Here is an 11,888-nt window from a genome sequence, read left to right as displayed (position 1 = left end):
CCCATGCTTTCCCGGAACCAAAGGCGCGATGATCGCCCACTGCCTGTCCGTCAATGTCCGCCGGCCCAAGATCGCCTCCCGTTTTCGATCTCGAATCAAACCGGAGGCGATTTGGGAATCCCTTAAATGCAGACGCCGCCTAGAAGTCGAAATCCGCCCCTGTCAGGCCGGTGGAACTGACCCCGGACAGAACGATGCTGACATCCGCGAAGCGGATCATGGCGCCTTCGGCGAAGTCGGTGATCCGCAACTCCGAAAAATCTGCGGCGCCGCTTTCGATGGCGATGAGATCAATGCCCATCTGCCAGTCGGCGATCTTGTCGTCACCGCCGCCCTTTGCGAAGATGAACCGATCGCGACCGGCCCCCCCCGTAGAGAGTATCGTCGCGGCGGCCGCCGAAAAGCGTATCGTCGCCACGGCCACCATAGAGCGCATCGTCACCGCGCCCACCGTGCAGCACATCGTCGCCGCGGCCCCCGTAGAGCGTATCGTCTCGACGGCCACCGTCGAGCATGTCGTCGCGGCGGCCGCCGCGAATTACATCGTCGCCGCGCCCTCCGTGGAGCGTGTCATCGCCACGACCCCCATAGAGCGTGTCGTCACCACGTCCCCCGTAGAGTGAATCGGCGCCGCCACCGCCTGACAACGTGTCGTGACCGCCGAGGCCGTAAACGGAATTGTCGCTGTTTCCGGCCACTATCAGATCGTGCTCGTCCTCTTCCCCGATCAGCGTGGCCCCGGGTTCGATGAAGACGAAATCCGCCGCCGTCCAGTTGTACTGCGGCGCGGTCATCACCGACAAGGTCGACACGTCACTCCCCGCAGCAAGGGAGATGCTGTAGACGAAGCCATTTCCGGTTGAGACCGGACCGGAAATTTCGAGCTCGTCGAAACTCTCGTAGGCTGTCCAGTCCTGGCTCAGGTCGATCACATCTCCGGCGGCGAAGTCGGTGATCGTGTCGTCGCCATACGTGGCCACGAAAACATCATCCCCGTCGCCGCCGGTCAGTTCGTTGTCGCCTTCGTCGCCCGCGAGATGATCGTCATGCGCAGAGCCGATCAGGTTCTCTATGTCGAATAGCCGGTCGGGCGCGACGATTCCCGTCAGCACGCCATCTCTGCCACCAAGCGAGATGTAGCTAAGCGCCTCGGTGCCGTGGCTGGTTTCTGAATCCTGGGATGTATCCTCTTGCAAGAGGACATCGATCCCATCCGACGTGGCGTTGTCCCGACGCAGGAATACCGGATCAGCGCCTTCACGGGTCGATACGGTGCCGAAGAACCGCGCCGCGGCGGCTCCGAGGTCGGAATAATCCCCCTCGAAGTCCAGTGTCTTCCAGTTGGAGGCATAGTCCTCGCCCGTGACGAATGCCTCGAAACCGATACCGTCGGTGGTCCCGACGCCTTGCTCCACCGCCAGGTAGCCGACACTCTCGGCGCTGTCGCGCTCCTTGTTGATCTGTGTCATCTGGATGCCGACGTCGAAATCGCCATTTGTCAGGGCCCGTTGCCGGGTTGCCGCCATGGTGCTGGAATCCACCTCGCTCTGGAGCTGGCTGACGACAGCGGGGGCCTCGTCGAAAAGCGTGCTGTAGACGATCGTGGAAAAGTCGTCCCAGGCGACCTGGTTGGTCGCCACCTCGCCGGCGGCGAGGATCGTGCCATCGCCAAGTTCCCAAGCGCCGCGTTCCACGACAATGTAGTCGAGATCCTCGAAACGGTGCGCGCCGTCGTCATAGGCGGCTTCCTGGATATAGACGGTGAAACTGTCGCTCGTGACCTCGGTGATCCGGGCCACGCCGAGGTCCTCTCCGGCCCATCCCGGCGGGCTGAGGATGACCACCGGATCGACATAGCTCCGCCCCAGCGAAACGGTGACCGGTTCATCCGAAACGCTGACGCCGCCGTATTCGCCGATCACCTGGACCGCCGTGGGGCCGTCATAACCATATCCGGTCCCGAGATCGACGCGCACCCCCTGTGCCGCGTCCGCATAGGTGGCGGTATCCTCGCCCGCACCGCCATCCATCACGTCGCTTCCCGGGCCGCCGTCGAAGATCTGCGTACCGCTCAGCCCGTAGAGCCGGTCATGTCCCTCCCCGCCGGACAGCGATTCCGGGATCGAGCCTCCGGAATTGGTGGCGCCTTCGAAACTATAGATGAGGTCGTCGCCCTCATCGCCGAACAGCGCGTCGGAGGCGGCGCCGCCATAGATCAGGTCGTCGCCGTCAAAACCGCGGATATAGGCCGCTGTCTGCGTCACCGAATTCAAGCCGTCATTGCGGTAGGTGTCATAGACCTCGGGCAGGAACGCGACGGCGTTCGCGGTCAGCAGATCGCCCCAGACGGTGCCGCCCACGTGAATGCCGTTACTGGCCGCAGGCTGCACGATCGAGACCGCCGAATACGCGCCCCAGACATGTGTAAACGTCCCCTCCTGTGCCGTGTAGGCCGGTGGAGCGGGGTCGACGTCGCCGAACGGATCCAGCGCGTCGGGCTGGCTGGCGCTGACGACGTAGCCGTCGGAATCGATCGTGACCCCGGTGGACAGGACGTTGTCCAGGGCCGTGACCGCGAGCGCCGACGACCCGCCCGAGATGTTGATCGCCGCGAAATAGTCCGGGTCGAGAAACACCTCGGTAAACACCGCACCGTCGTTGCCGTTGGTGATAGAGATCGCCCAGCCGCTGATGTTGAGGCCGGTGACTGGCGAGTTCGCATAGAAGGTCGGCGTCGCGATCAGCGAGACACCGTCCTCCATGGGCAGGAAAAGCGCGTCCTCCGAAGGATTGAAGTCCCGGATGACGAGCACGTCCTCATTGGTCTTGAGCGTTTCCGCCTTGCCCATGTCGAGCAGGTATTCGATCCCCGCTGCCGCCAGCGCACCACCGACGGCACCCAGTGGCCCGAACAGCATGGCAGAGCTGGTCGAGGTCAGAGCTGTCTCGGCCTCGGCCGCATTGAGCGCCGCCTTTCCCAGCGTGTTGACCGCGCTCTTGACCATGGCGTTCGCAGCCGAGCCGGCGATGTCCGAGCCGGAAAGGCTGGACCAGTATGCCCCGCCCTCGGACCCGTCCCCATCATACTGGAGCAGGAAGGCGTCGCGACCGGGACCGCCGCTGACATCGTCGGTGTAGGGATCGCCGCTGATCCCGTGCGGACCCGCCGAGATCTGGTCGTTGCCGGGGCCCGCGACGATAAGGTCACTGCCCCTGCCGCCATAGATCACGTCGTCTCCGGTCAGCGAAAGATCCTGGTTGCGGTTGTCGCCGTCGTCGCAGGTGATGAAGGAGCCATCGGTCAGATAGGGATTGTAGGGCGGCGCGAGCCATTCCGTCTTCGCCTGAATTTCGTCGTCCGCGCGCGGATCGCGGACATTGACGGAGGGCATGTTCGTCCAATCGCCATAGATCGCGTCCGATCCGTGACCGCCGGTTATCGTGTCCGATCCGTCGCCTCCGACCAGAATATCCGGCTCGCCGCGTCCCAGAAGATCGTCGTCGCCCCATCCACCGAAGAGAAAGTCGGATCGGTTGTCGCTCCCGTGGATCGCATCGTCCATCACCGCGTCTGGAACCGGCGAGACATAATAGTCCCAGTGATTTGCGCCATCGATGGGACGGTTGAAGTGGTAGGAGTCGAACCCGGAGTTTCCGTAGAAGTCCGTCGGCAGATGATAAATCACCCAATGGTCGCCGTGAGGCGCGATGCCGTTGTTCGGCGCATCGTCGCTGCTATCGATCAAATACGGATTGTTTCCCATTCCAAAAGTACCCCCTCACGCTGTCTTCAGTATTGCTGATCCAAACGGTTCCTCGATCGATGCCGTCTTCAGGCTCCGCTACTCCGGTTCGATCTTCTGCGGTCGTGGACCTGTCTGTCGCGTCGTCCCCGGAAGCAAAGACAGCCCCGGTTTTTGTCTTTTGGACTTCTGGCTCTCGGTTTGTTGCCTGCCGAAACATGCGTTTCAGGGTCTTGAATACGCAGGAGCTCCCGCTCGAAACGACCGGACTCCTCAACGGGCCGTGGGCGGATTCTCATGGTTTGGACACTGATTAAAATCCATCAGGCTAATGAAAGCGGTTCGCTTGAAGGATAGTCCGTCACGGTCGAGCAGTCGTTCTCGCTGTGTCCCAGTTCGTTCTCATGGCGTCTCAAACTTGCCTTGCGAACCGACGAAACCAGTCCGTGACTGAGCCCGCGTTCTGCGCCGCGTCAAAACCGGGCGCAATCATGATCGACCCCACTCGCCGCGACTGGTCGACAATCCTCCCATTTCGATGCGCGCTTCGCCACGCTGCGAAAGTTTTTTGGTGTTGGGCGGCGAATTTGCATCGCAATTCTGTCCTCCCAATTTCTTCAACCTCTGTTCAACTGCCCCGCCGGCACCCGGCGGTAGGTCAAGGACGCTCCTGTTCAGTTCAAATCCACCGTCGTCCAGAGCGTACTTAGCGGCAGAGCGAAGTTTCCATCGCCCATGGTCAGCTTTTCCTGCCCAAGGTAAAATACCAGGCCGACGGTATGGCGTCCCTTGCCTGGCCCATCATTTGCAAACCACTTCAGGTGCTTGAAATCGTCGGCTGCAACTGTGGTCGCTGACTTGACCTCGATCGCGACCAGCCGGTGGCCTCCATCGATCAGAATGTCGATTTCTCGCCGGTCCGCGCTTCGCCAATGATAGAGCCGATAATCCTCGTCCTGCATCGGCAGAGCACGTTGGAGTTCGCCGACAATGAAGCTCTCCAACAGACCACCCAGTGCTTCGGGTCTGTTCCCTACGTCAAACGACCTTTCATTCAGGCGGCGAAGTGCGCTTGCGATTCCGGTATCCACGAAGTGGAACTTCGGTTGTTTGATGTCCCGTTTGCTCTCTCCCGGCATCCACGCGCTCAGCTTGGTCACCATTGAAAGCCGCATGAGAATATCGAGGTACTGATCAACCGTCTCGCGCTTGAGCTTTGCCAGTTTTGCCAGCTCGGATGTGTTGATCTCCTGTGCGGTCCGCGACGCCATCTGATCGATCAGAAACCGAAGGGCATCGGGCTTCCGGACCGGCATGACGTCTGCTACGTCGCGATCCACCACCGCATCGATGTAGTCGCGATACTGCCGTTGCCGTGACCGGGGCGGCAATGTGCGGATTTCGGGATATCCGCCCATGAGAATGAGGTCGATGTAGTCTTTGCGTCCCAGAGGCGCGGGATCAGAGACCTGTGGCAGCGATGGGGCATCCTGCATCGCCCAATCGATCAACCGGCTCACCGGCAACCGATTGACCTCGGAGGTCGTCAAAGGCCAAAGCTTGAGCGTCTGCATCCTGCCAGCCAGCGAATCTGCAACCTCTGCAGTCGTGAAGACGTTGGATGATCCCGTCAGGACAAACTGCCCTTTCCGGCGGTTGCGATCGACGATCTTCTTGATGGCAAGCGCGAGCTTCGGAGACCTTTGCGCCTCGTCGATGATAACCGGTGCATCAGGCTGCTCTTCCGAAAGGCTTGTCAGCTGCCCCTCGGGGTCAGCCTCCATGGCCGCGAGGACGGCCGCATCGTCTAGCGTGACGAAACGTCCTTCTTCAAACAGATCACGAACAAGGGTCGTTTTACCCACCTGTCTCGGTCCGACAAGATTGACGACCCGCGCGGTCGCCAATGCATCCTGCAGCTCGGGTGTCAGGTGTCGCGGGAGGTATTCGTCCATTTCGTTCATCTCACGAAATGCCTATTAGGCATCTCACGAAATGTCCACTACTATCCTCACCATTTGCCCGATATTGGCTTCACCATACGACCATCAGTACCGACGGGGCTATCCTGTTGCAAGCCCGCGTCCGCGAGCTGTTCCCGATCCGGAAGCTCCCGCAACGACGTCAGACCGAAGGCGACCAGGAACCCCGCTCAATCAGTCGGATCTGAACCGAGCCGGGATCTACACCGCCACCAATGGCGCGATCGATATGTCTCATCGAACAAGAGCCGCTGCCTCGACCACCACACGGTCAAGGCCGGCGCCACCCTGATTGACGTAGTCGCGCAACTGGTCGCGCATTCGCGGCTCCCAGAAGTCGCCGATGTGGGACGCGACCTTCTCGGTCGCATCACCTGGCTGGGACTTGAAGAAGGTGGCAATCTGGTTCGCCATGTGGACCATCTTTTCAGGCGACATTCGTGACCCCGTCTGCAATGCGATGAGCATGGGAATAGATGTCGAATCCCCCAGCGCGGGCGAATGCCACAAGCGTCACGCCGGCCTCCTCCGCCAAGTGGACTGCCCGCGCCGTCGGAGCGGACACCCCAACCAGACCGGGCACGCCGGACATGGCGCATTTCTGAACCAGTTCCACGGAAAGGCGGGACGTCATCACCGCCACGCCGGATGCGGGGTCGATACCAGCGCGCATCAGGGCGCCGATCAGCTTGTCGAGCGCGTTGTGCCGCCCTACATCCTCGCGCACGAGGTCGATCCCCTGGCCAGGCACAAGAAAACCCGCCGCATGGGTCGCGCGGGTCTGGGCATGAAGTTCTTGCTTCGGGCGCAGGGCGTCGGTGGCCCCGGCGACCTCGGCGCGGGAGAGGCGCAGCGCCCCGTCAGAGACACGCGGCAGGGGTCGCATCGCCTGTTCGAGGCTGTCGATCCCGCAGAGACCGCACCCAACCGGCCCGGCCATGAAGCGGCGGCGATCGGAAAGCGCCTCGGCGCGGTCGTCCCGCAACCAGAACCGCGCCTCGATCCCCTGCGCCTGCGATACGACTTCGAAGCTCTCGACCTCGTCGGACCGCGTGATCACGCCCTCGGTCAGGGCGAAACCATAGGCGAAGTCGGCAATGTCGTCCGGCGTGGCCATCATCACGGCGAGGGTCGAGCCATTGAATACAACAGCCGTGGGCACCTCTTCCGGCAGCGTCCGGTGGACCGAAAAAGCGCCGACCGCCCGGAAGGACCGGCCTGGCAGGGATCTTGTGGACAGAGCCTGCATGACTTCACTCCGCCGCCGGGAGGATGCGCCGCGCGCGTTCGGCTTGTGCTGCGTAATCCTCCTGCCAGTCCGTCGGTCCGTTCGACGAACTCACCTGAACCGCCGTCACCTTATATTCGGGGCAGTTGGTGGCCCAGTCGGAATAGTCGGTCGTGATGACGTTGGCCTGCGTGTCGGGGTGGTGGAAAGTCGTGTAGACGACGCCGGGGCTGACCCGGTCGGTGACCTTCGCCTTCAGGGTTGTTTCCCCGGCGCGGGAGGCCAGCCGCACCCAGTCGCCGTCTGTCAGCCCGCGGTTCTCGGCGTCGTGCGGGTGGATTTCCAGCAGATCCGCCTCGTGCCAGATCGTGTTCGCCGTGCGCCGCGTCTGCGCGCCCACATTGTACTGACTCAGGATGCGCCCGGTGGTCAGCAGCAGCGGGAAGCGCGGACCCGTCTTCTCGTCGGTGGCGACATATTCGGTCACGATGAACCGTCCCTTGCCGCGCACGAAACCATCGACATGCATCAGCGGCGTGCCCTCGGGATGCGCCGCGTTGCAGGGCCACTGCACCGAACCTTTCTCTTCCAGCAGCGCGTAATCGACACCTGCGAAGGAGGGCGTCGTCGCCGCGATTTCATCCATGATCTGTGACGGGTGCGTGTAGCTCCAACCGGCGCCCATCGCGTTGGCGAGGAGCTGAGTGACTTCCCAGTCGCCATAGCCGTTCCGGGGCGCCATGACCTTGCGCACGCGGTTGATGCGGCGCTCGGCATTGGTGAAGGTCCCGTCCTTCTCGAGGAAGGTGGAACCGGGCAGGAAGACATGCGCGTAGTTCGCCGTTTCATTCAGGAAAAGGTCGTGGACGATCACGCATTCCATCGCGGCGAGGCCGGCGGCCACGTGCTTCGTGTCGGGGTCGGATTGCAGAATGTCCTCGCCCTGGCAGTAGAGACCCTTGAATGTGCCATCGACCGCCGCATCCAGCATGTTCGGAATCCGCAGACCCGGCTCGGGGTCGATCGGGGTGCCCCAGACCGCCTCGAACATCTGGCGCACATCGGCGTTCTTCACGTGACGGTAGCCCGGTAATTCGTGCGGGAACGACCCCATGTCGCAGGAGCCCTGGACGTTGTTCTGGCCGCGCAGCGGGTTCACCCCGACCCCGGGACGGCCGACATTGCCGGTCAGCATGGCGAGGTTCGCGATGCTCATGACCGTGGTTGAGCCCTGGCTGTGCTCGGTGACACCCAGACCGTAGTAAATCGCACCGTTTCCGCCACGCGCGAAGAGACGCGCGGCGGCCCGCATTTCGTTCGGATCGACACCAGTGAGAAGTGCCGTCGCTTCGGGGCTGTGACGCGTATCGCTCACGAACGCTGCGAAATGCTGGAATTCGTCCCAGTCGCAACGTTCGCGGATGAACGCCTCGTCGATCAACCCTTCGGTGACGATCACATGGGCCAGCGCCGTGACGACCGCGACATTGGTTCCCGGCCGGAGAGCCAGATGATGCGCGGCCTCGACATGCGCCGACTTCACGAGGTCGATGCGGCGCGGGTCGATGACGATAAGTTTTGCGCCGGCCCGCAGACGTTTCTTCAGACGCGAGGCAAAGACCGGATGCCCGTCGGTCGGGTTCGCGCCGATCACGAGCACAACATCGGTGTGCTCGACCGAATCGAAGTCCTGCGTTCCGGCCGAAGTGCCGAATGTCTGACCGAGACCGTATCCGGTGGGCGAATGGCAGACCCGCGCACAGGTATCGGTATTGTTGTTGCCGAAGACCGCACGCGTCAGTTTTTGTACGAGGTAGGTTTCCTCGTTCGTACAGCGCGACGACGTGATGACGCCGATGCTCTTGCGGCCGTAGGTTTCCTGAAGCCCGCGCATCTTCGCGGCGGCGAACCCGATGGCCTCCTCCCAGCCGACCTCGCGCCAGGGCTCGTCGATACTGTCCCGGATCATCGGATTGAGAATGCGCTCCTTGTGGTTCGCATAGCCCCAGGCGAAGCGGCCCTTGACGCAGGAATGCCCCCGGTTCGCCTTGCCGTGCTTGTAGGGGACCATCCGCACGAGCGTATCGCCCTGCATCTCCGCCTTGAAAGAACAGCCGACCCCGCAATAGGCGCAGGTGGTCACGACCGACCGGTCCGGCGTGCCCATCTCGATGATCGACTTCTCCTGCAGGGTCGCTGTGGGGCAAGCCTGGACGCAGGCGCCGCAGGACACGCAGTCGGAGGCCAGGAAGTTCTCGGTCCCGACCGAAACGCGGCTGTCGAATCCGCGGCCCTCGATAGTCAGCGCGAAGGCGCCCTGCACTTCCTCGCATGCCCGGACGCACCGGTTGCAGACGATGCATTTCGACGGGTCATAGGTGAAGTAAGGGTTGCTGTCGTCCTTGGGCAGCCATTCCGGGTTTGCTTCGCCAGAGGTGTTGCGTGCCTCGAAATGGTTGACGAAACCGCCGTCCTCGGGGGCCTTGTAGCGCACGTCGCGCAGGCCCACGGCGCCCGCCATGTCCTGCAATTCGCGATCGCCGTTGGCCGAACAGGTCAGGCAGTCGAGCGGGTGGTCGGAGATGTAGAGCTCCATCACCCCCTTGCGGATCCGGCGGACCTTTTCGGATTGAGTGCTGACGACCATGCCTTCTGTCACGGGCGTGGTGCAGGAGGCGGGCGTACCGCGCCGCCCCTCGATCTCGACAGTGCAGAGCCGGCAGGAGCCGAAGGCCTCAAGGCTGTCGGTCGCGCAGAGTTTCGGCACCTGGATGCCAAGTTCGGCCGCCGCGCGCATCACGGATGTCCCTTCGGGCACCGTGACCTCGAAGCCGTCGATAATCAGCGAAACCGGTTTTCCCTCTTTCACGGGTGTGCCCATGTCACGGTCGTCGGGCATCGGGGGAAAGATGAAGTCCTTCATTCAGCGGCTTCCTTCTGCCTGGCGAAATCGTCGGGAAACTGGGTGACGGCGGACATGACCGGGAATGGCGTGAAGCCACCGAGCGCGCAGAGCGATCCGTCCTTCATCGTCTCGCAGAGGTCGGTCAGAAGCGTCAGCGCACCCGCGTCTCCCTCCGCAATGCGGTCGATCGTCTCCACCCCGCGCACCGCGCCAATCCGGCAGGGCGTGCACTTGCCGCAGCTTTCCACGGCACAGAACTCCATCGCGAAGCGCGCCATTCCCAGCATGTCGGTCGTGTCGTCGAAAACGACCAGCCCCGCGTGGCCTATCAGTCCGCCATTCTGGTCGAACTCTTCATAGCCGATCGGCGTGTCGAACCTGGAAACCGGCATGTAAGCGCCAAGCGGTCCGCCGACCTGCACCGCCTTCACGGGCCGGCCCGAAGCGGTGCCGCCGCCGAGATCGTTCACCACCTCGCCCAGGCTGATGCCGAAACCCGTCTCGAACAGCCCGCCGCGCGCGACGTTGCCCGCGATCTGGAGCGTCACGGTGCCGCGCGACCGGCCCAGGCCGAAATCGGCGTAGGCTCTTGCGCCCTTCTCGAAAATCACCGGAACGGTCGCCAGCGAGATAACGTTGTTCACGACGGTCGGTCGGCCAAGGAAGCCTTCGAGCGCGGGCAGCGGCGGCTTGGCGCGCACCACGCCGCGTTTGCCTTCGAGCGAATTCAGCAGCGAGGTTTCCTCGCCGCAGACATAGGCCCCGGCGCCCTTGCGGATCTCCATGTCGAAGGCCCGGCCCGACCCGAGAACGTCCGCGCCCAGCATGCCCGCCTTGCGCGCGAGTTCGACCGCGCGGGACATCACCGCGATGGCATCAGGGTATTCCGACCGGAGATAGACATATCCCCGCGTCGCACCTACGCCGATGCCCGCGATGGCCATGCCTTCGATCAGCGTAAACGGATCGCCCTCCATGATCATCCGGTCGGCGAAGGTGCCGCTGTCGCCCTCGTCGGCGTTGCAGACAATGTATTTCTGCGGCGCCTCGGCATCGTGCACGGTCTGCCACTTGATGCCCGTCGGGAAACCGGCACCGCCCCGCCCGCGCAGCCCCGAGGCCTTGACCTCGTCGACGATGTCCTGCCCGGACATCCCGAGCGCCCGGCGCAGTCCGGCCAAGCCGCCATGGGCCTGATAGTCGTCCAGCGACAACGGGTCGATCACGCCAACGCGCGCAAAGGTCAGGCGTGATTGACGCTTCATCCAATCAAGATCCTCGACCGGGCCGAGCGCCCTGGCGCTGGTGCCGTCGACGATACCGCCTGCGTCCGCAGGCTCGGCCGGGCCGAAGCCATGCCGCACTCCGTCGATCTCCACCTCGACCAGCGGCTCGAGCCAGATCATGCCGCGCGACCCGGTGCGGACGATCTCGGCATCGGGAGCGGCGACGCGCAGGGCTGCAACCACCTCCTCGGCCCCCAGCGCCTTCGCCGCGCTGTCCATCGGCACGAAAATCTTCATACGCCCGCCTCCGCCAGGAGGGCGTCCAGCTTCGCAGCATCGACGCGGCCCACGACACGGCCATCGACCATCGCTGCCGGGCCGCAGGCGCAGAGGCCGAGGCAGTAGACCGGTTCCACGGTCACCGCGCCATTGTGGGTCGTGCCGTGCCAGTCCAGTCCGAGCCTGTCCAGAAGAGTGGCCGCGACTGCGTCGCCGCCAACCGATTGGCACGCCTCGGCCCGGCAGACCTTCAGCACGTGACGGCCGGCCGGTTTCTTGCGGAAATCGTGGTAGAACGAGATCACCCCGTGCAGTTCGGCCTGGGTGATGTTCAGCGCGTCGCAGATCAGCGGGTGCGCGGCATCCGGGATATAGCCGCAGACATCCTGAATCGCGTGCAGGATCGGAAGCAGCGCGCCTTCTGCGTCACGGTGCTCCGAGATCAGGTGACCGAAGTCCTCCGCTATAATTGTGACATTGGGCGATTGCATGACTGGCCTCGACTGGCTTGCGTTTGCCCGAACG

At 63.2% G+C, this 11,888-nt stretch carries 8 protein-coding genes; all 8 read right to left on the bottom strand.

Going from position 1 to position 11,888, the window contains the following annotated elements; genetic code table 11:
• Window positions 1-139: 139 nt before the first annotated feature.
• Window positions 140-301, bottom strand: coding sequence for a hypothetical protein (locus QO034_RS10620; protein ID WP_284485507.1), 162 nt, complete (start codon window positions 299-301; stop codon window positions 140-142).
• Between the two features lie 22 nt (window positions 302-323).
• Window positions 324-3,764, bottom strand: coding sequence for a calcium-binding protein (locus QO034_RS10615; RefSeq protein WP_284485506.1), 3,441 nt, complete (start codon window positions 3,762-3,764; stop codon window positions 324-326).
• Window positions 3,765-4,417: 653 nt separating this feature from the next.
• Window positions 4,418-5,707, bottom strand: coding sequence for an ATP-binding protein (locus QO034_RS10610; RefSeq protein WP_284485505.1), 1,290 nt, complete (start codon window positions 5,705-5,707; stop codon window positions 4,418-4,420).
• 252 nt (window positions 5,708-5,959) lie between these two features.
• Complete coding sequence (locus QO034_RS10605) at window positions 5,960-6,163, bottom strand: formate dehydrogenase subunit delta (protein ID WP_284485504.1); 204 nt, start codon at window positions 6,161-6,163, stop codon at window positions 5,960-5,962.
• A complete protein-coding gene (fdhD, locus tag QO034_RS10600) occupies window positions 6,153-6,974 on the bottom strand; it encodes a formate dehydrogenase accessory sulfurtransferase FdhD (RefSeq protein ID WP_284485503.1) in 822 nt (273 codons plus the stop codon). The genes QO034_RS10605 and fdhD overlap by 11 nt, the downstream gene beginning before the upstream one ends.
• Before the next feature lie 4 nt (window positions 6,975-6,978).
• Window positions 6,979-9,876 (bottom strand): formate dehydrogenase subunit alpha, encoded by a 2,898-nt coding sequence (fdhF, locus tag QO034_RS10595; protein WP_284485502.1) that lies wholly within the window; start codon window positions 9,874-9,876, stop codon window positions 6,979-6,981.
• A complete protein-coding gene (locus QO034_RS10590) occupies window positions 9,873-11,381 on the bottom strand; it encodes an NADH-ubiquinone oxidoreductase-F iron-sulfur binding region domain-containing protein (RefSeq protein ID WP_284485501.1) in 1,509 nt (502 codons plus the stop codon). Before QO034_RS10590 ends, fdhF begins: the two co-directional genes overlap by 4 nt.
• On the bottom strand, window positions 11,378-11,854 hold the full coding sequence (locus QO034_RS10585; protein ID WP_284485500.1) for a formate dehydrogenase subunit gamma: 477 nt from the start codon (window positions 11,852-11,854) through the stop codon (window positions 11,378-11,380). The genes QO034_RS10590 and QO034_RS10585 overlap by 4 nt, the downstream gene beginning before the upstream one ends.
• Between the last annotated feature and the right edge of the window lie 34 nt (window positions 11,855-11,888).

Source organism: Sedimentitalea xiamensis (assembly GCF_030164465.1).
Classification (GTDB): Bacteria; Pseudomonadota; Alphaproteobacteria; order Rhodobacterales; family Rhodobacteraceae; genus Sedimentitalea; species Sedimentitalea xiamensis.
This window is presented reverse-complemented; position numbering and strand designations above follow the sequence as displayed.

What these genes read in the sequence shown, in the direction of transcription:
- QO034_RS10620 (WP_284485507.1), bottom strand. Translation starts at nt 301, where the DNA reads ATGGGCATTGATCTCATCGCCATCGAAAGCGGCGCCGCAGATTTTTCG.
- QO034_RS10615 (WP_284485506.1), bottom strand. Translation starts at nt 3,764, where the DNA reads ATGGGAAACAATCCGTATTTGATCGATAGCAGCGACGATGCGCCGAAC.
- QO034_RS10610 (WP_284485505.1), bottom strand. Translation starts at nt 5,707, where the DNA reads ATGAACGAAATGGACGAATACCTCCCGCGACACCTGACACCCGAGCTG.
- QO034_RS10605 (WP_284485504.1), bottom strand. Translation starts at nt 6,163, where the DNA reads ATGTCGCCTGAAAAGATGGTCCACATGGCGAACCAGATTGCCACCTTC.
- fdhD (WP_284485503.1), bottom strand. Translation starts at nt 6,974, where the DNA reads ATGCAGGCTCTGTCCACAAGATCCCTGCCAGGCCGGTCCTTCCGGGCG.
- fdhF (WP_284485502.1), bottom strand. Translation starts at nt 9,876, where the DNA reads ATGAAGGACTTCATCTTTCCCCCGATGCCCGACGACCGTGACATGGGC.
- QO034_RS10590 (WP_284485501.1), bottom strand. Translation starts at nt 11,381, where the DNA reads ATGAAGATTTTCGTGCCGATGGACAGCGCGGCGAAGGCGCTGGGGGCC.
- QO034_RS10585 (WP_284485500.1), bottom strand. Translation starts at nt 11,854, where the DNA reads ATGCAATCGCCCAATGTCACAATTATAGCGGAGGACTTCGGTCACCTG.